Origin of the sequence: uncultured Campylobacter sp. (assembly GCF_937973075.1) — a bacterium.
Taxonomy (GTDB): Bacteria; Campylobacterota; Campylobacteria; order Campylobacterales; family Campylobacteraceae; genus Campylobacter_B.
The window spans coordinates 13,991-33,066 of the sequence record NZ_CALBWL010000013.1 but is presented as its reverse complement, the minus strand read 5'-3'; the positions used below and the strand labels follow the sequence as shown (position 1 = coordinate 33,066).

The following is a 19,076-nucleotide window of genomic DNA, read 5'->3' as shown; positions in this document are numbered from 1 at the left end:
AGCCCAAATCGTCGCGGCAAAGGCTATGCATTTTTCGTTCCCGCTTCAAATTTAGGCTTTGCAGCCGCTAAATTTTAAAATTTAACGCTCTAGCGAGGGCAAATTTTAAAGGCTTTGGACGGATGGCGCGGACGATTAATAAAACAGCCGGCGGGGCTAGGCGCGAGATTAAATTTATCTGCAAAATTTAGCTAATCGCAGGGGTAAATTTTAAAAATTTAGGCCTATAAAAGCCTGTGTTTCTAAAGAGCAAGCTTTAAAAACGGCGCTCCCAAACTTGCCGAAACTCTTTCGTAAATTTAGCCTATGCGCTATTTTTTTCCGCGAATCTCACGCTTGCATAGAGGTAGCTTGCAAGTCCCAGCGCGCCCAGTATCGCGCCTGCCTCGCCTATGTGCTCAAGCCCGAATCTCGTTGCGACTTGATGTCCTAAAAGCGCTCCGCCGCCGATGCCTACGTTATAAATCGCCGAGTAGATCGATATCGCGACGTCGGTAGCGTCGGGAGCCAGCGCCAAAACCCTAATCTGCAAACAAAGTCCAAAGCCGAAAATCCCCACTCCCCAGACGAAAGCCGCGAGCAGCAGCGCCGCGTCATTTGCGACAAAAACTTTTAGCGTTAGCGCCGAGGCTAGGATAAAGAGGATTGAGCAGATCAAAAAGGCGTTTGGAAAATGGCGATAAAGCTTTGAAAAAAGCATGCTAGCGGCGATTCCCGAAGCACCGAATGCAAGCAGGACGTAGGTTACGAAGTGATCGCCTGCGGGATTAAATTTCGCCACGAATGGCTCGACGTAGCTGTAGGTCGTAAAATGCGCGCCTACGATCAAAAACGTCAGTAGATACAAAGCAAGCAGCATCGGGCGCCTTGCTAGCATAGGCAGGCTCGCAAGAGAACCTGCACGCCTGCTTGGCAAAAACGGTAAAATTTTCCAAAGAAACAGCGCCTCCGCCGCCGCAAGCGCGCCGATCGCAAAAAACGTAATTCTCCAGCCGAAAAGCTCGCCGACCACGCGCCCCAAAGGAAGTCCCAAAACCATGGCTAGCGAGGTGCCCAAAGCCAGCATGCCGATGGCCTGAGAGCCTTTGTTTATCGGCGCTAGGCGCACGACGAGCGATGAGGTGATCGACCAAAAGATCGCGTGCGAAATCGCGATGCCAAGTCGCGCGATTACCAAAACGGCAAAATTCCACGCTACCGCTGCCAGGACATGACTTAGCGTAAATAGCACGAAAAGTCGCAAAAGCAGCCTCTTGCGCTCGAGCTTTGAGGTTAGTAGCATCAGCGGCAGCGAAAGGATGCTCACCGCCCACGCGTAGATCGTGATGATTAGCCCCGTGCCAGTAACGTCCATGCTAAAATCCGCCGCGATGTCGCTTAGCAGAGCCACGGGGATAAATTCCGTCGTGTTAAAAATAAAGGCGGCAAACGCCAGCGCGATAACTCTCGTGTAAGCGATTTTATGGACGTTCATCGGTTTTCCTTTGGGCTTTTAAATTTGGCTTTAAGTTTAGCGCATTTAGCGGTTTTTAGCTTTTCGAGTTCTGCTTGAAATTTTAAAATTTTAAAATTCCGCGCCATATATACGTGCCGTGCTAAATTCTAAACGGGGGATTATAGCTAAATTTATCCTCCGCGCAGCTTGCGGAAATAGAATTTACGCTCAAAACGCAAAGTCGCATGGGGTAAAATTCACGTAGCGATCGACCAGTGAAAATTTAAAATGAAATTTGCGCTGCGCTCGGCAGGAGGCAGTAAAATTCCTTATATTTGGCAGAATGCGCTGAAATTTTATATGCTGCGATGTTATAAGCCATAAATAAAATTTCGCTACGTCGAGCTTGGATGCGTATAGCGGTTGAGGTTTTGTAGTGGCTAAATTTTAACGATATGAGACTTCCCCTATTTTGTGGTATGTGCATTTTTAAATTTCTTAATTTTCGCGCATTTCCGTCATTTGATATTTAGGTTAGAATTTCAAGCCAGACGGCTAAATTTACATTAATTTCTACCTGTTGCTCGCGAGCTGCGCTTAAAGTACGCAAAATTTTATTTTTAAGGCGGTGAAAGAGCTCGTCTCAAATCGTCCGCAATGCTCGTCTAAAACTGCCAGCGGATCGCGCTTATCGCTCGCCTCTGTGATAAAGCTTTAGAATTTTATTCGGTTTGCGAAGCATTTAAATTTTTAAGCAATAAATATGTAAAATTAGCGAAATTTGATAATTCCAAAGGACGAAAAATGGCAAAAGTTATGAAAACGATGGACGGAAATGAGGCGGCGGCTTACGTCTCATACGCCTTTACCGAGGTCGCGGGCATCTATCCGATCACGCCTAGCTCGCCTATGGCGGATTACACCGATATTTGGGCGTCGCAGGGCAAGAAAAACCTCTTCGGCATGCCCGTTAAGGTAGTCGAGATGCAAAGCGAGGGCGGCGCGGCGGGCACCGTGCACGGCTCACTCCAAGCGGGCGCGCTTACGACGACGTACACCGCATCGCAGGGGCTTTTGCTAAAAATTCCAAATATGTACAAGATCGCAGGCCAGATGCTTCCGGGCGTCATTCACGTCGCGGCGCGTGCGCTTGCGGCGCAAGCTCTTTCAATTTTCGGCGATCATCAAGACGTCTATGCCTGTCGCCAAAGCGGCTTTGCTATGCTTGCAAGCGACAGCGTGCAGGAGGTGATGGATCTAGGTGGTATCGCGCATCTTGCGGCGATTAAGGGGCGAGTGCCGTTTTTGCACTTTTTTGATGGATTTCGCACGAGCCATGAAATTCAAAAGATCGAGGTGATGGACTATGCCGAGTTTGATCGCTTGCTCGATCGCGAGGCCGTGCGTAAATTTAGAGCTGACGCGCTAAACTCCGAACATCCTAAAACTCGCGGCACGGCGCAAAACGACGACGTGTATTTTCAGACACGCGAGCTAGTCAATAAATTTTATGACGCGCTTCCGGACATCGTCGCGGAGTATATGAGCGAAATTTCAAAGATCACGGGGCGATCGTACGCGCCTTTCGTCTATTACGGCGCAAGCGAGCCACAGCGCGTGATCGTCGCGATGGGCTCGGTCAATCAAGCCCTTGAGGAGGTGGTCGATCATCTAAACGCGATGGGCGAGAAGGTAGGCGTGCTAAAAGTGCATCTCTACAGGCCTTTTAGCCTCAAATATCTCTTCGCCGCGATGCCTAAAAGCGTGCGCAAAATCGCCGTGCTTGATCGCACGAAGGAGCCGGGCAGCCTCGGCGAGCCTCTGTATCTGGACATAAAAGCCGCATTTTACGGGCGCGAGGACGCTCCGCTCATCGTGGGCGGTCGCTATGGGCTAAGCTCTAAGGACGTTGATCCCGCGCAGCTAATCGCCGTGTATGAAAATTTAAAGGCGGACGAGCCTAGAAACGGCTTTACGATCGGTATCGACGACGATGTAACGCATCTATCCCTGCCCGTGGGAGATAAAATTTCGCTCGGCAGCGAGGATGAGACCGAGTGTTTATTTTACGGCCTGGGCGCAGACGGCACCGTGGGCGCGAATAAAAATTCCGTCAAAATCATCGGCGACAAAACCGATCTTTACGCGCAGGCGTATTTCGCCTACGATAGCAAAAAATCGGGCGGCTACACGCGCTCGCACCTTCGCTTCGGCAAAAGACCGATCCGATCGACCTACCTCGTCTCAAATCCACATTTCGTCGCCTGCTCAGTCGCTGCGTATCTGGACATCTACGACGTCATCGGCGGCATCCGAGAGGGCGGCACCTTCCTTTTAAATTCCATCTGGGATGCCGAGCAGACGGCGGCAAAGCTTCCGAACAAGGTCAAAAAAATTCTAGCTGCCAGACGGGTAAAATTTTACATTCTAAACGCCACCAAGCTAGCACGCGATATAGGGCTTGGAGGCCGCACCAATACGATCATGCAATCGGCGTTTTTCAAGCTCAGCGGCATCATCCCGTTTGAGCAGGCGCAGAGCTATATGAAGGAATACGCCAAGAAAACCTACTCCAAAAAGGGCGAAGCGGTCGTGGCGATGAACTGCGACGCGATCGATAGGGGAGCGGACGCTTTGGTGCAGGTAGCGATCGATCCCGCGTGGATAAATTTAAAGGACGACGCAGCGGGCGCGGACGACAAATACAAGGGCGACGAATTTATAGAAAAGATCGTAAAACCGATGAACGCGGCGCGCGGCGATAGCTTGCCGGTCTCGGCGTTTTTGGGGCACGAGGACGGCGGGTTTGACGCGGGCACGACGCGATTTGAAAAACGCGGCGTAGGCGTCACGGTGCCTAAATGGATCGAGCAAAACTGCATCCAGTGCAACCAGTGCGCTTTCGTCTGCCCGCACGCCGTAATCAGGGCGTTTTTGCTAGACGAAAAGGACGAGGCCGCCGCGCCTTTAAATTTAAAAGATCACCTGCTAGAAGCCAAGGGCAAGGAGCTGAAGGGGCTAAAATATAAGATCCAAGTAAGCCCGCTTGATTGTACGGGCTGCGCGCTTTGCGCCGAAAATTGCCCAAGCAAGGAAAAATCGCTCGTCATGGTGCCGCTTGAAGAAGAACTTGCGAAGGGCGAGCAAGAAAGCGCAGACTTTTTATTCGAGCATGTAAGATATAAAGACGATTTGATGGATAGATCAAGCGTCAAGGGCGTGGGCTTTGCGCGCCCGTATTTTGAATTTCACGGCGCATGTCCGGGATGCGGCGAGACGCCGTATATCACGCTGATAACGCGACTTTTCGGCGATCATATGATCGTAGCCAACGCCACGGGCTGTAGCTCGATCTACGGCGGATCGGCGCCTTCTATGCCGTACCGCAAGGATGAGAACGGCCGCGGCGTCGCGTGGGCGAACTCGCTTTTTGAAGACAACGCCGAGTTCGGGCTGGGAATGAAGATCGCAAGCGAGACGCTGCGCCATAAGATCGAGGATCTAATGCTAAGCTCGCTCTCAAGCGTGCCAAACGCGCTAAAGGCGCTTTATCACGACTGGATCGAAAATAGAAACGATACGCTAAAATCCGCTCAGATTAGAGATAGGCTGGTGCCGTTGCTAGAACAAAATTTGGACGCGCCCGGGGTTCGCGAAATTTTAGAGCTGAAGCAGTATCTAAACAAAAAATCGCAGTGGATCATCGGCGGCGACGGCTGGGCCTACGACATCGGCTACGGCGGGCTTGATCACGTGCTGGCTACCGGCGAGGACGTAAACGTGCTGGTGCTGGATACGGAGGTTTACTCAAATACGGGCGGACAGAGCTCTAAAGCTAGCCGCCGCGGCTCTATCGCGCAGTTTACCGCAGGCGGCAAGCGCGTTCAGAAAAAAGACCTCGGCCAGATCGCGATGACCTACGGCAACATCTTCGTCGCGCAGGTAAATTCCAACGCAAACCAAGCCGCGACGCTAAAAGCGATCATGGCGGCGGAGGCCTACCCGGGACCTAGCCTTATCATCGCGTATTCGCCGTGTATCGCGCACGGCATCAAAGGCGGCATGGGCAGCTCCGGCGATCAAGCCGAGCTTGCGAGCAAATGCGGCTATTGGCCGACCTACACCTTCGATCCGCGACTAGCAGCGGAGGGCAAAAATCCGCTTAAAATTTCATCCAAAGAGCCGGACTGGAGCCTTTATGAGGAATTTTTGCTAAACGAAGTGCGCTACAACGCGCTTAAAAAGATCAATCCGGAGCACGCGGGCAAGCTTTATGAAGCAAATAAAGCCGACGCGATGAGACGCTACCGCCAGCTCAAACGGCTTGCGAATGCCGATTTCGGCGATGAGGTCGTCTCTGCGGGCGCCGCGAGCGAGAATGCTTAAGATTTGCGGCTATTTGTTGAAATTCCGGCTCTGCAAATTTTGCAATCCGGAATTTTATTAAATTTCGCGGGACTACATAAAATTCCGTATAAATTTTAAAAGAGAAATCTATGAAAAAAATCGGGCTAATCGGCGGCATGAGTTACGAATCTACGATTACCTATTATGATGGGATCAATCGCAAAATTAACGAGCGTCTAGGCGGGCTAAGTAGCGGCGAGATCCTGCTAAGTAGCTTAAATTTCGACGAGATCGAGCGGTGTCAAAGAGATAATGAGTGGGGTAAGGCGGGCGAAATTTTAGCTCGTCACGCGCGGGTTTTGCAAAGTGGCGGAGCGGATTATATTTTTCTTTGCACTAATACGATGCATAAGTGTTACGAGGCGATAAATGCCGCTATCTCCGTGCCTTTCGTGCATATCGCGGACGCCACGTTAAGTGAGCTGCGAAAACGTGGCGTGCAAAAAGTAGGGCTGCTCGGCACGATCTACACGATGACGCAGGATTTTTACAAACAGCGCTTGATAGATGGCGGCGTAGAGGTACTCGTGCCGAATGCGGACGAAATGGAAGCGGTAAACGAAGTAATTTTTGATGAGCTTTGCTTTGGTAAAATCTTACCGCACTCCAAAGAGAAATTTTTGCAGATCATTAAAGGGCTTAGAGCTCGCGGCGCGCAGGGCGTGATACTGGGCTGCACGGAGATCGGACTGCTCGTATCGCAAGCAGATACCGCCGCGTGGCTATTTGATACTACGCAGATCCACATCGATGCGGCAGTAAGTCTAGCTTTAAGCGAGTAAATATCAAATATGAGCCGGTAAAATTCCGGCTTATAATTTCAAATTTTTATATACATTATCAGTTAAATTTAATCTTTCTCTGTTATAATAACGACTATCAATCATAGAAGGGGATGAAATGAACGTTTTAGTTATAGGAGCAGATGAGATTACACCCATTAAGGCGGTTTTAAAAGACCTTGGCGCGAGTAACATCGAGCACTGGGACGCACGAAACGAAAATCGCGTAAATCGCAAGCCGATCCCGCAAGATACCGAGTGCGTCGTTATGCTTACGAGCTTTTTAAACCACAACACGATGAAAAAAATCAAAGGCGAAGTAAAAAAGCGCAAAATCCCGCTCGTATGCGCTAAAAGAAGCGTCAGCTGCGTATTTTGCGAATACTGTAAGGTTTTCAATTTAAATCAAGAATTCGGTTGCAGACCTTGCGAAGATGATTAAAATTCCAAGGAATTTAAGTAGTGACGGCAAGTCCAGGCAAGCGGTTAAAAGGTCGTGCACTGCGTCGCAATCAAATGCTTACGACGATGAAATAGGCGAGCTAAATTCCAAGGATTTTTTAAATTCTAGCAAATTTAACGCTACTTGCTTTGCGCACGCCGAAAGCAAGAAATTTAGCGGCAAATTTAAAAAGTTTTCAAGCGGTAAATCGGGCGCGCTTAATTGTAATGCCTCTAAGCCGCATACTGTAAAGAGTGCGCAAAAGGGCGGTGCGAACAGGAATTTGACAGCAAGGGCTTTTTACGACACTGGCTTCGCGCAAGAGAATTTTTTCTGCGCTAAGCGCTCGGACGAAAAATCAGCTTTGTTACGAGATATTGCCGCGCCAAAACGAGGTATCGCAGCACGCGAAAAACGCCAAAAAGCGGATCTGCGGCGCGATAATGAGCTTATTGATGATAAAATTTTAAATGCCGAAGTTTTTAATAAGCAATTCTTTAGCGGCGAGATTTTTGGCTTTGATGCGAACGGGCGCGAGATTGTGCCAGAGGCGCTGCGGGATTATAATGCGGCTTCGCGAGCGCGAGCGATGCTAGCTCTATATAATTTTAACGTTAATGCGGATTATAGAATTCCGCCCACAAATTTAAAGGGCGCTTCGCAGTTTCGTACCGCATTTTTAAATTTTATCGCTTCCGAACTTAGGCGCGGGGCTCGTAAAATTTACCGTTTCAAGCCCGCCGTAAAATTTTGCGCGGCGGATAACGCGATAATCTTTTCTTATCTGCGCGACATGCCGCTGCCCGTATTTGCCGCTAAGCCTGCTTATAAGCTAACTCACGCAATCGTGAGCCTGCGTAGCGGATTGCTGCTAAACGGAGACGATGCGTTTCGCAACTTCGTATTTTGCAAAATCGCGCTTCGCAATGCAGGCGCACAGCTGCAGCTTGTGGGCAAATCGGGCGAGCTCATCGTAGTTCGCAAGAGCGGTTTTAGCCTAGGCGTGGTTACGAGCTTTAAAAAAATTCTACCTCAAAATTCAGCCATTTATGATAATGATATAAAAAAAGCGCTAGAGCTTTGTCGCGGAGCAAACATCGACGCCGTGTATCTTGTCTATCCAAAAAATGAAAATTTTAACCGCCATGTCGAGATAAAAAGCGAATGCTTTAAGGGAAATTTCATTATGAAATTAGTACCATACAAGCTTACCGACAAAATTTATTAAAAGGATACCAAATGGTTGGAATTATTTTTGGAAGCTCGATGGGCAATACGGAGGACGCCGCGAAGCTAATCTCCGAAAAGCTAGGCATAGAAAACGAGCTAAAAAACGTCGCGGACATCGCGCCTGCAGATCTAAATAAATACACTGCGCTCATCATCGGCAGCTCCACATGGAACGACGGCGAGTTGCAGGACGACTGGGCGGGCTTTGATTTCTCAGCCCTTGATGTCGCGGGCAAGACTGTCGCGATTTTCGGCATGGGCGATAGCTCAAGCTACAGCGACGCCTACTGCAACGCAATGCGCGAGCTATACGACAACTTCAAAAAAGCGGGTGCAAATATCGTAGGCGCAGTGCCTACCGACGGATATGAATTTGACGAGAGCAAGGCCGTAGTGGATGGCAAATTCGTTGGCCTCGCGCTAGACAATGACAATCAAAGCGACCTCACCGAGAGCCGCATCGAGGCATGGATAGCGCAGATCGCTCCCGAGCTTAAATAACTCCCTTTAAATTTGCCGTGAAGCGCCTGCTTCGCGGCAAATTAGAATTATCATTAAAGCTCTAGCTAAGTTACAAAGCTATAAAATTTTAAAACTTCTTTCTGCTTGTAATTTTTTGTATCATACTGGCAAATAAAATTTAGCCTATTTTTATCACATAAAATTTTGTTGCCGATAAATTTAGTGAGATTTTAAAATATTCCGCTAATGCTTAACAATTAATCTCAAAATTTACCTCAAATTTAATCAAATTTTAAGCGGGGGGGGGGGCTAGTATTCCTTACTTTAATCTTAAGGAGTAAGTATGAAGCTCAGATATATGATGGGTGCCGTAGCGGCGGCTTTGGTGTTAGCAGGATGCGGTGAGGACGAGATAGAACTCGTCAAAAACTATACTTTGCCCGATTTTAAATCTATGAGTATAGGCACGGCGATCGAGGGGTCGAAAAGATGTAAAAATATCACGTGGTCGAAGGCTGATCGCGGCGGATTAAAATCCGTCACGATGGTATGTAACATAGATATGGAAGCACTGAAGGCTGCAAACGAGAAAGCGACTAAAAAACGTCTTGAGGAATATAAGAAAAAGACTTTAGACATGGATATAGATAGTGCTATGAATTTCTACAAGGGCAAAGCCTATGATAAAGATGGCTTGCTTCAGCTAGCCAACAAGCTTTGCAAACTAAACGACGCGAAATTCCAAGAGACTATAAAAGCAAAAGGTAAGATAGAATACTCAGATCAGAAGAAATTGGTCGATTGCGATAGCTCACTAGAAAGCGAGATTCTGAAAGGCGATGATCCTAAGAAAACGGATACATATCTGCCTGCTGTAATAGACTTCTTGAAAAATGTGGCGTATCATTCGCAATTGACGCCCGAGCAATTAAAAGCCGATTATGGCATGTCCGATAAAGCGGCGCCGTCTAGCGCAACGATAGAGCTTAATTTCGTTGTCAATAACGATAAGAGCGTAGATTTGGCGCCGGGATTTAAGATAATGTCCGATGGCAAAGAGGAGCCTGCCGGCAAAAATGATACATCTAAAGACGCACTAGCAGTATTTTATGCAAGATAATATGCTGCGGAATTCTTGAGTAGCGAAGCAGAATTTTAAAATTCGCTCCGTTACGAAATTTAAAGAATTTCATTCTCGGTAAAATTTCATAGAATTTCGATAGAATTTTGTGGAATTTCGTCTGCGGTTTCGACGTAAAATTTTAATGCGGAATTTCGCGACTGAGCCTATATATCGCGCTTGTTTGCCACGATTAAAATTCCTTTTTATGTCGCGGCGTGGAATTTTAAGCACGGGATTCCATATTTTACTAAGACGCCTTATGCGCGTAATTTTACAAACTAAATTAATAGAAATTTAGCAGTTAGATTTTTCTCGACTTTGAATTTTGCAGCCTGAAATTTAATGCCTTAGACCCCCCCCCAGCTTCACAAATCCACATCGCGAAATTCTGCCGTCACGCTCTTGTTTTATAGCCAATAACGACGAGCAGCGTCAGTAGCCCCGTCATCTTGCACTCGCAGCGTATTTTTATCGCACGGGCTTTTCAATTCCTAGAGTTTTAAATTTCATACCATACAATTTCAATCAATTAAAATTTTGCACCGCAAAATTTCGCCACGCTACGATACAACCAAAATTCTACCACTCTGCGATATAGCCGGAATTTCGCGGCTTTAAAGCCGCGCACTAACCAAATCCTTTTTTTAGATTTTGTCCTAAAGTCCCAGCTCTATCGCCAGATCCTTTACCGCTTTGAGATTTACTTTGCCGCTGCCGAGCACCGGGATTTGCTCGACCTTTTTCACGACGCTTGGCTGCATTATCGGCGCCAGCGCGGAGTCCTTCAGGCGGCGCGAAATTTCATCCTCGCTCGTCTCGCCCACGTAAAGCAGAGCGATCTTTTCGCCCTTTTTTTCGTCTTTTAGATTCACGCACGAATAGATCGCGCTCTCGCCCAAAATTTCGCCCACGGCGCTTTCTACCGCGCCCAGGCTGATCATCTCGCCGCCGATTTTAGCAAAGCGCGAGAGGCGGTCGGTGATAAATAAAAACCCGTCGTCGTCGATATAGCCGATGTCGCCGCTTTTGTAGTAGCGCACATCGTTTATTTGTGCGATCGCTTCGGCGGTTTTTGCCGGCTCATCGTAGTATTCCTTCATAACCTGATGCCCGCCGATTAAGATAAGCCCCTCCTGCCCGTTTGATAGCGGCTGAAGCGAGGCGGGATCGGTGATCTTTATGACCGTGCCCGCAAGCGGCAAGCCGACGCTCTTTTCGCGGTTGAAGTGAAGCTCTTTGAAAAAGTCGGGTTCGAGGACATTCGGCGTATTTACGCTCACCACCGGCGCAGTCTCAGTCGTGCCGTAGCCCTCGTAAATTTCGATGCCGAATTTTATCTTAAATTCCTTTCGGACGTTTTCGTTTAGTTTCTCCGCGCCAGCAATCGCTAGGCGGATGCTTGCTAGCATAAGCGGATTGAGTCTTTTGTTTTTGGTGTAGAGCCTAAAAAACGTCGAAGTGCCGAACATTATCGTAGCGCCGTATTTTGCGCTCATCTTGCCTACGCTAAAGGCGTCTGTAGGATCGGGCACATGGATGCTTAAAATTCCGTCGTTTAGCGGAAAGAGCGTCGTTACGGTAAGCCCGAAGCAGTGAAAGATCGGTAGTGACGCCAAGATCGCATCATGCTCGGTGGCGTTTATGAGCTCGGAGATCTGCTTGACGTTCGCCATTATATTTTTGTGCGTCAGAACCACGCCTTTGGGCTTTCCTTCGCTGCCGCTGCTAAATAAAATGGTCGCTACGTCCTCTATCGCGTGCGGCTTAAAATACAGCGCGCGAAATAAAATTTTAGGCATCAGCAGCGATTTTAGCGCGCAGGCTATGCGCTCGTTTTTAGAGGTGCCATCACTTAGATCTTCAAGATACACGAGCCGATCGCCGATTGAGCTTTCCAGCTCAAAGCCCTTTGATTTGAGTTTTTCTACGAATTTGCGCGAGCTGATGATCGTGCGGATGTTTGCTTTATCCGCGCAGTAGATTAAGTTCTCTTCGCTTAGCGTGTAGTTTAAATTTACGCTCGTTTTGCCCATCGCAAAAAGCGTTAAATTTACGGCGCTTGCGATGACCGAGCTAGGCAAAACGATACCGACGTTTTCCTCGCTGCTTATGCGGCTTTTTAGTCTTTTGCGAAGTATCAAAACGGCGCTCATCATCGCTAAATTTGTGAAGCTCACTCCCGTGCTATCGACCGCTACGCGCTTAAAAGGCGATCTTTTGGCTTGATTTAGCCAGTTGTAGGCAAGCGGCTTTAGGCTTGCGAGGTATTTGCCCCAGCTGAAAAACGACAGCTCCGTTACCGCACGCTTTACCTCGTGCGCCTTGGAATTTGCCTCGATCGGCGCGCCGAAGCTTACGCGAAGTGCGTTTTTGCCGTTTTGCGAGATCGTTCTTTTATAATGCTCGCTGGCGCGCGAAAACGTCGATCCCCAAAGCCCTCTGATATAAAAAGGCACGATGACGGAGTTCGTATCGTGCGCGGCTAGCTCAAATCCGCCCTGAAACTCGTCTATGCGGCCATTGTAGCTGATGTGGCCCTCGGGGAAGAGCCCTACCACTTCGCCTGCATTTAGCGCCTCGCGGATGCTTTCGATCGCGCTTTTGCTCACGCCCGCTCCGATCGGAATGACGCGGAAAATTTTAAAAAACCACTTCAAATACCACAGATCGTAGTAGCTGCGATGCATCACGAAGCGTACCCCGCGCGGGCAGGCAAGCTGCACCACCGCCCAATCGATCCAGCTGATGTGGTTACCTAAAAGCAGCACGCCGCCTTTTTGCGGGATGTTTTCGATGCCGTCTACGTGGACTTGGTAGCCAAATTTCATAAACGGAATGAGTAAAATTCTAACGAAAAGCTGCGGCAGATATTTTGCGCCGAAGATCCCGCAGATAAGTACGCACAGCGCCGCCATAACGAAAATTTCGCCGCTGGCGACCGCAAAATGCACCAAGATGATGGCGATGAGCAAAAACAGCACCATAAAGATATTTTGGATGAAATTTGAGCCTGCGAGCACCCGTCCCATGCGCTCATCGGCGGTGAAAAACTGAATGACGGCGTTGAGCGGCACGATGAAAATTCCGCCGCTAAATCCGAAGAAAAACGACGCCGTACCGAGCCAAAATACCGAGTGTGCGTTGGCTAGCACCATTAGCGCGAGCGCCAGACCGAATGCGCCGAACGGCACGATACCGAGCTCGATATGCTTTTTACAGTAGCTGCCCGCGAAGATCGAGCCTAGCGCGATTCCGATCGCACTAAGCGCCAAGATCACCTGGATCACCATTACGTTGTCGCTGCCGCTAAGGCTCTTGTAGTGAGCCGGGAAGGTCGCGATCACGAGCTGTGAGACCGCCCAAAACATCGAAAGTCCCAGCGTACAGAGCAGGACGTTTTTGTCTTTTAGCACAAAATTTAAATTTTGCCTTAGATAGCGAAGCTTAAGATAGTCGTCTTTATTAAATTCCGCCTGCGGCTGCGCAGCGTCAAAGAATGGAATTTTATACGAGTAGTATGTTTCAAGCACGGAGCCCGCGACCAAAAGCACGCCGATGAACCAAACCGAGCTCATCAGCTCGCCTGCATCGCTGCTGCGCGTCGCAAACAGCTCGAAAATCACCGAAAAAACAAGCGATGAAAGCAGAATCGCGATGATGGTAAGCGCCTGTACTAGGCCGTTTGCCGCGCCTAAATTTTTCGCGCCGACGATCTTTTTAATCAGGCCGTATTTGGCGGGCGAGTAGATCGCGCTTTGCGCCGCAAGCAGGATCGTCATAAAAAATGCGAAATAAAACCACCCGCACGCATAGCCGAGCGTAATGAGCGCGGTAAGCGCGACGCCGAGTTTCGCGCAGATCCGAGTAATGCGGGTACGCGAGAATTTGTCGTTGAGATAGCCGCTGGCGCTAAAAAGAAATACGTAAGGTAGCAAAATCAGCAAATTTACAAGCGATGTTAGAGCGATGAGGGCACCTGAATCGGCACTTTTGACAAGGACGTTTTGAATCGTGATCTTATGACCTAGATCGACGCTTGCGTTGGTAAACATAATCGCCAAAAACGGCAAAAATCCATTGATTTTTAATAAAGATTTCACGGGCGCTCCTTTAAAAACGGGATTTTATCTCACGGAAGTTAACGGACGCAAATTTAAGGCGGCTTCGCTACAATTACGGAAAAATTAAAGGAAAAATATGAAAGTACGTATCACCAATCGCGATGTGGATAATCTCAATAAATTTATGCTGCTTTACAGCAAAAAGGCGCGCAAGCAGCGCCTCATCAGCACCTACGCCATACCATTTGAGTTTTTGCTCGTTGGCATCATCATCGACGGGCTTTTGAAAACGGCGCCGATTGCGAGCGTAGCGTCGGTTATTTTGGGTGCGGCGTGGCTTATTTTTTATCCGAAATTTTATCGCCGCATGCTAAGAAAGCATCTGGTTTCCGCCAAGCTCGGGCAAGACTCAAGCATAGAGATGGAATTTATCGCGGGCGAAGATGAAATTTCATTTTCAAAGGGCGAGCCGCGCGCAAGCGAGAAATTTGCCGCGCGCTCACTAAATCGAATCGCTGCGGGCGGAGAGAATTTTTTCTTGGCGTTTGATCGCGGCTTTCATATCGTGCTTCCAAAAAACGCCGAAACGGACGCCGCGGTACAGCATCTCGCGGATCTACGCGGGTTGCAGATCGAGCCCGTGGATATGGACGTTGAAATTTAACTCAGGCGCAGCCTGCACCGCTAGCGTTGTCGGGGGATGGGTGGGGTTTTGGACGAGCAGAGCAGTGCGGTGCTGCGGAGCAGCGCCGCCTCTGCGAGAAGTGTGACCTCGCAATTGGGGCCCCCTTCCCGCCCCAAGATATATCAGGAATTAAAATTTAAACGGAATTTTATTTTGTAATAAATTTAAAATTTCTCTATGTAGAATTTTGCCTCTAGAATTTAGGTAGTGACGGCGTTTTCTCTTAAGGGAGAAGGGGCGCTACTTACTCTGCTTCGCTGCGCTCGCAAGAAACGCCGCAGGCTAAGCCTTGTGTCGTTATGCTCGTTTTGCAAGAGCGTGCAGTTTGTATTCGCTACTTAATAAATTTAATGCGGACGCAGTCCGCACCGCTAGCGTCGCGCGGGTGGGGGCAAAATTTTAAAAAGTCGTGGGGACGGGCCGCCTCGCAACTCTGAGCGCCGCCCCCTTACGGAAATATGTATCGTATAGCACGAATTCTTAGAATTTTCGACGTAAATTTAAAAGCGGCGCTTCGCCTTTATAAAACTCCGTTTAAATTTTAATCCGTGATATGCATATCTTGGGGCGGGAAGGGGGCCCCAATTGCGAGGTCACACTTCTCGCAGGACGCTTCCTCCGCAGCACCGCACTGCTCTGCTCGCCCACAAGCCCACCTAGCTTCCGATGACGCTTTAAGCGGCGCAGGCTACGCCTGAGTTAAATTTAAGCTGCGGCTGGCGGCAAAATTTTGGCTAAAATTCTACGCTCGGCTCGCCATTACGCCTCGCGCATCTCCTCTGCTAGACGCTTTTTGTAGGTACGCTTGAAATAAAACGCCCAAATTAGCGGAAATATTATCTCCAGCCCTTTCCAGAAAATAAACGGAAAATTAAAATAGGTAGTATACCTATGCCCAATCCCAAAACCCATCAAAACTGCATAGTAGGCAGCCACATAGCTTATCACGAAGATAACGCCCCAAATTAGTACTTCGGAGCCGATCGTAACAATCCAGATCGCAATCAAATATATGAAAGTGCTTGCTAGCGCGGTCAGGAAAAACCAATTTAGAACGCCCAATTTTTGATAGTTTACATCTGCGGTAAGATAGCCCACTACGCACGCGATTATACATAGGGCACATAAGATAGCGCGTAGCACGGCTAAATAGCGCAGTCCGCGGGGTCTTATCGCGCCTTCGTAGTCGCTGTTTTCGCAGCTGCCGTTTTGCCTATTTTTGCCGCCACGCCCCGAGACATAGACAAGATGCGCGCCTAACCCTACGAAGCAGGCGCATTGAATAAAGTCCATAAATATGAAACTGCCGAGCGTCTCTCCGTACCTATCTATTAGCCTAGGCCACGAAAATTTTACTATGCAAAACGTAGCCGCGAGCAAAATCGGGTGCAGCGCAAGCCTACCGTTTCGCAAATCGGAGAGTAAATTTTTAAAATATCCCATGCTTTCCCCTTAAAATTCCGCGGAATTTTACTCACTTCTTATGTTTTAAGGCGCGGTTCGGAGCTGAAATTTTAAAGCCACTTTGCTCGTTCATTGCTAGGGTCTGTTTCGTTGCCGATCGCTTCGTAGCGCGAGTAGTAAAACTCCACAAACTCCCGCACCTGCGCCTCGCACGGCAGATACACGCCGCCGCTAAGCTCCGCAAAGCGCGATAAAAATTCCGCTGCATCCTTTTTGTCGCAATAAAGCCGTGCCAGATCCTCGTAGTTTTGCAAGCACGCGGCTTTGAAGCTCTCATAGCCTGCGCGGTCAAATTTAACCGCCAGCCGCCCGCGCTCAAATTTCAAAACGCCCGATGCGAAAAGCAAGCTCAGATGTATCAGAGCCTCGCAGTAGTAGGGCTTGAGCTCCTCTACCCGCTGCCACGCGATGAGCCCCACGGTGCGGCGGATCAGCTCATCTAGCACCGGCAGGCAAAACTCCTCCTCCTCATGGAAAAAGAAGCTCACGAGCCCGCCGGTGGTCGCCTTGTACTCCTCGATGAGCTTAAAAAGCCCCAAGCGGTTCATGCGCGCCTCGGTGTCCGCGTCGATGAAAAATATGTGCCCGAACTCATGCCCGATCGTCGATATTTCGTAGACGCGGCGCCAAATTTGCGGCTTTTTAAATAAAATTTCGCGTCCGAAATTTAGATACTCAAGGTCGAAAATTTCACTGCTTAGCCGCATAAAAGGTCTAGCCTTGGCGCTTTCATAGACGAAATTTACGAAGGCGAAAATTTTCTTGCCGCAGTTGGTGCTTACGAATTCGTCGTTTGGCACGACCTGCGCCGAAAAGAGTCCGTTCAGATCGGCTCCGTAGTAGATCAGCGGCGCGCAAACGTAAAGCTGGGTTTTGGCGATGTTTGAGAGCACGAGCGAGTGCATGACGGCGTTGTTTGCGCCGATTTTTTCATACGCGCGCTCAAAGCTCTCGCTTACGCGCGCTTTAAATTCCTCCGCGCTAAACTCATACGCGCCTGCAAGTCTGACGTCCCATTCTAGCGCGACTGCGTGCGTGTAGGCATCCTCATAGTACTCAAGCGGATGGCCGATTTGAAGCGGCGTTTTTATATCCATCCACGCGATCTCCGCATCCCGCCACGCGCCGATTACCGCGCTAGCGTCCTTTTCGCAAAAGGCCTGTTTGAGCTTGGACAGATACGCGACGTAAGCTAGCTCGCTCTCATCTTCGGCAAGCGTCACCAGACGCTCCAAAAGATCGCTAAATTCGCTCTGCAGCTTCGCCGTCTCATCCGCAAATGCCACGGCGTAGGGCACCATTTGGGATTTGCCCTCGCGCTGCACTATCGCGCCGTAGCAGCGCTCGCAGATCTCGCCGTGAGGCGTGCGCATAAACAGCTCCTCTTGCAGTAAAAATTCCTTCGCCTGCGCAAGCGAGCTAAATTCCTTTTCCCAGCGCTTGTTCGTGCTTTCGATGATCAGGGCTTGCCAGCTTTTTTGCATATCGCTTAGCACGAGCCCGATGCGGTGGATGCCCTTTAAAAGCTCCAGATAAAAGGGTTGTAAAATCCCCTGCGCGCCCGCCTCGGCGATGAGCGCTGCGTGCATATCTTCGTGTATTTCGCGCGTGAAATCATACATTTTGCTCTTTAGCTCGCGCTGCCGCGCCTCATCGTAGCCTAAGCGGCGGAATTCCTGCAGCAGTGGATCCTCTTTGAGATCGACGATTCGGCGCAGCACGGCGATGCGCGCGGTATCGCCAGACTCAAAGCCGCAAATTTCTAGCCCGCGCGTGATCAGCTCGGCGTGCGGCTCGTCGTAGAGGGCGTTTAGTCGCGCCTTAGCGCTCGCCGCCATCTCGCTAAGTTTTGCAAAATCGTTCATCGCGTATCCTTTTTGCCGTTTTTATCGTCTTTTTACGAGCGGAATGTGTCTGCTTCGAGAGCAAAATTCCATCCTCGCATCCGCTTAAAATTTTAAAATTTCGGCATAGATTTTTGCCGATTGTATCGAAAAAGTGTTAAATTTGCGCGGTTAAAATGCGAGATTTTTAAATTTAAGGAGTAAAAATGAGCGATTTAAACTTAGACGATTTCGGCGAGCCGCGCATAAAGGTCGTAGCGCTGCCTAAGGATACGAATAGCTCGGGCAATATTTTCGGTGGCTGGATACTAGCGCAGATCGATTTAGCGGGCGCGACGGCGGCGCGCGAGATAGCGCCCGAGCGGGTTGTGACGATCTCGATGCAGGAGGTAACTTTCAAGCAGCCCGTATTTATCGGCGATGTCATCAGCTGCTACGCAAAAGTATTAAGTGTGGGAAATACCTCTATCCGCGTGCAGATCGAGGTCGCAGCGCTGCGGCTGGGCGAGGATGGATTTCGCGAGTGCTTGCACGTAACCAGCGCGATCGCAACCTACGTAAGTGTGACCAAATCAGGTCAGAAAAAGCCGATCAGCGCGGAGATCAAGCGGCTGCACGGATTTTAAAATTTCTCAGATTTTAGTTTTAGCTCAAGGAATTTTAGCGTCAAGCTTATAACGCGAAAATTCTTATGTGGGATAAGCCTAGTGCACAGAATTTGCTGCGTAAAATTTTATAATTTCAAGCGTGGAATTTTGCTGTGCAGTATTTTGGCGGAAAATCTCGCAGACGGAATTTTAGAATTTTAGAATTTTAGAATTTTAGAATTTTGCGGCGCGCAGATTAATAAGCGATTAAAACGCGCCGCAGCAAGTGGCGCTAGCAGCTAGTTTGCAGCGTCTTGGAGCTCTTCTTCGATCTCGGAGTTGCTTTTTACGACCATGCCTGAGCCATGGATGACGCTAGGCATGCAGGATGTGCAGATATGCACCGTCTCGCCGTTTTTATGCGCCTTGATAAAGACCGCATTTTCATCGTCACTGCTTTTTAGCGAACAAATATTGCAAATGTAAATATCACCTGATTTCATAGAAATCCTTTCTTAAAAAATTTCGCACTATTTTATGAAAATTTCAAAATT

The 19,076-nt window shown here is 49.0% G+C and carries 14 protein-coding genes; 8 read left to right on the top strand and 6 right to left on the bottom strand.

From position 1 onward, the window contains the following. Nucleotides 1-304 precede the first annotated feature (304 nt). Nucleotides 305-1,474 (bottom strand): sugar transporter, encoded by a 1,170-nt coding sequence (locus tag Q0274_RS01530; protein ID WP_298027042.1) that lies wholly within the window; start codon nucleotides 1,472-1,474, stop codon nucleotides 305-307. Between the two features lie 765 nt (nucleotides 1,475-2,239). Here Q0274_RS01530 and nifJ point away from each other — a divergent pair. From nifJ to Q0274_RS01500, 6 genes are all read left to right on the top strand, one after another. Further along, nucleotides 2,240-5,821, top strand: a complete 3,582-nt coding sequence (gene nifJ / locus Q0274_RS01525; protein WP_298027039.1) for a pyruvate:ferredoxin (flavodoxin) oxidoreductase — start codon at nucleotides 2,240-2,242, stop codon at nucleotides 5,819-5,821. Between the two features lie 110 nt (nucleotides 5,822-5,931). Continuing rightward, nucleotides 5,932-6,624: an aspartate/glutamate racemase family protein gene (locus Q0274_RS01520; protein ID WP_298027036.1), complete on the top strand. Its 693-nt coding sequence runs from the start codon at nucleotides 5,932-5,934 to the stop codon at nucleotides 6,622-6,624. A 118-nt stretch (nucleotides 6,625-6,742) separates the two neighbouring features. Next, nucleotides 6,743-7,066, top strand: a complete 324-nt coding sequence (locus tag Q0274_RS01515; RefSeq protein ID WP_005870807.1) for a DUF2325 domain-containing protein — start codon at nucleotides 6,743-6,745, stop codon at nucleotides 7,064-7,066. After that, complete coding sequence (locus tag Q0274_RS01510; protein WP_298027032.1) at nucleotides 7,059-8,294, top strand: hypothetical protein; 1,236 nt, start codon at nucleotides 7,059-7,061, stop codon at nucleotides 8,292-8,294. The genes Q0274_RS01515 and Q0274_RS01510 overlap by 8 nt, the downstream gene beginning before the upstream one ends. An 11-nt stretch (nucleotides 8,295-8,305) precedes the next feature. Further along, complete coding sequence (gene fldA, locus Q0274_RS01505; protein WP_298027029.1) at nucleotides 8,306-8,797, top strand: flavodoxin FldA; 492 nt, start codon at nucleotides 8,306-8,308, stop codon at nucleotides 8,795-8,797. 304 nt (nucleotides 8,798-9,101) lie between these two features. Continuing rightward, on the top strand, nucleotides 9,102-9,878 hold the full coding sequence (locus Q0274_RS01500) for a hypothetical protein (RefSeq protein WP_298027027.1): 777 nt from the start codon (nucleotides 9,102-9,104) through the stop codon (nucleotides 9,876-9,878). Nucleotides 9,879-10,537: 659 nt separating this feature from the next. On the opposite strand, the gene Q0274_RS01495 is transcribed toward Q0274_RS01500, so the two are convergent. Then, nucleotides 10,538-13,981, bottom strand: coding sequence for an acyl-[ACP]--phospholipid O-acyltransferase (locus Q0274_RS01495; RefSeq protein WP_298027024.1), 3,444 nt, complete (start codon nucleotides 13,979-13,981; stop codon nucleotides 10,538-10,540). A gap of 97 nt (nucleotides 13,982-14,078) precedes the next feature. Between Q0274_RS01495 and Q0274_RS01490 the strand changes: the two genes are divergently transcribed. Next, nucleotides 14,079-14,606: a hypothetical protein gene (locus Q0274_RS01490; protein WP_298027022.1), complete on the top strand. Its 528-nt coding sequence runs from the start codon at nucleotides 14,079-14,081 to the stop codon at nucleotides 14,604-14,606. Here Q0274_RS01490 and Q0274_RS01485 read toward each other — a convergent pair. The 3 genes from Q0274_RS01485 to ciaB form a co-directional block, all read right to left on the bottom strand. Continuing rightward, nucleotides 14,559-14,720: a hypothetical protein gene (locus tag Q0274_RS01485; protein WP_298027019.1), complete on the bottom strand. Its 162-nt coding sequence runs from the start codon at nucleotides 14,718-14,720 to the stop codon at nucleotides 14,559-14,561. The two genes, Q0274_RS01490 and Q0274_RS01485, sit on opposite strands and share 48 nt — an antisense overlap. A 666-nt stretch (nucleotides 14,721-15,386) precedes the next feature. Beyond that, a complete protein-coding gene (locus tag Q0274_RS01480) occupies nucleotides 15,387-16,070 on the bottom strand; it encodes a hypothetical protein (protein ID WP_298027016.1) in 684 nt (227 codons plus the stop codon). A gap of 71 nt (nucleotides 16,071-16,141) precedes the next feature. After that, a complete protein-coding gene (ciaB, locus tag Q0274_RS01475) occupies nucleotides 16,142-17,956 on the bottom strand; it encodes an invasion protein CiaB (protein WP_298027014.1) in 1,815 nt (604 codons plus the stop codon). A gap of 185 nt (nucleotides 17,957-18,141) precedes the next feature. Between ciaB and Q0274_RS01470 the strand changes: the two genes are divergently transcribed. Continuing rightward, nucleotides 18,142-18,561 carry an acyl-CoA thioesterase gene (locus Q0274_RS01470; protein ID WP_295153100.1) on the top strand — a complete coding sequence of 140 codons (420 nt, stop codon included), beginning with the start codon at nucleotides 18,142-18,144 and terminating at the stop codon, nucleotides 18,559-18,561. Between the two features lie 260 nt (nucleotides 18,562-18,821). Here Q0274_RS01470 and Q0274_RS01465 read toward each other — a convergent pair whose 3' ends face one another. Continuing rightward, a complete protein-coding gene (locus Q0274_RS01465; RefSeq protein WP_005869903.1) occupies nucleotides 18,822-19,025 on the bottom strand; it encodes a hypothetical protein in 204 nt (67 codons plus the stop codon). Nucleotides 19,026-19,076: the final 51 nt, after the last annotated feature.

What these genes read in the sequence shown, in the direction of transcription:
- Q0274_RS01530 (WP_298027042.1), bottom strand. Translation starts at nt 1,474, where the DNA reads ATGAACGTCCATAAAATCGCTTACACGAGAGTTATCGCGCTGGCGTTT.
- nifJ (WP_298027039.1), top strand. Translation starts at nt 2,240, where the DNA reads ATGGCAAAAGTTATGAAAACGATGGACGGAAATGAGGCGGCGGCTTAC.
- Q0274_RS01520 (WP_298027036.1), top strand. Translation starts at nt 5,932, where the DNA reads ATGAAAAAAATCGGGCTAATCGGCGGCATGAGTTACGAATCTACGATT.
- Q0274_RS01515 (WP_005870807.1), top strand. Translation starts at nt 6,743, where the DNA reads ATGAACGTTTTAGTTATAGGAGCAGATGAGATTACACCCATTAAGGCG.
- Q0274_RS01510 (WP_298027032.1), top strand. Translation starts at nt 7,059, where the DNA reads ATGATTAAAATTCCAAGGAATTTAAGTAGTGACGGCAAGTCCAGGCAA.
- fldA (WP_298027029.1), top strand. Translation starts at nt 8,306, where the DNA reads ATGGTTGGAATTATTTTTGGAAGCTCGATGGGCAATACGGAGGACGCC.
- Q0274_RS01500 (WP_298027027.1), top strand. Translation starts at nt 9,102, where the DNA reads ATGAAGCTCAGATATATGATGGGTGCCGTAGCGGCGGCTTTGGTGTTA.
- Q0274_RS01490 (WP_298027022.1), top strand. Translation starts at nt 14,079, where the DNA reads ATGAAAGTACGTATCACCAATCGCGATGTGGATAATCTCAATAAATTT.
- Q0274_RS01480 (WP_298027016.1), bottom strand. Translation starts at nt 16,070, where the DNA reads ATGGGATATTTTAAAAATTTACTCTCCGATTTGCGAAACGGTAGGCTT.
- ciaB (WP_298027014.1), bottom strand. Translation starts at nt 17,956, where the DNA reads ATGAACGATTTTGCAAAACTTAGCGAGATGGCGGCGAGCGCTAAGGCG.
- Q0274_RS01470 (WP_295153100.1), top strand. Translation starts at nt 18,142, where the DNA reads ATGAGCGATTTAAACTTAGACGATTTCGGCGAGCCGCGCATAAAGGTC.
- Q0274_RS01465 (WP_005869903.1), bottom strand. Translation starts at nt 19,025, where the DNA reads ATGAAATCAGGTGATATTTACATTTGCAATATTTGTTCGCTAAAAAGC.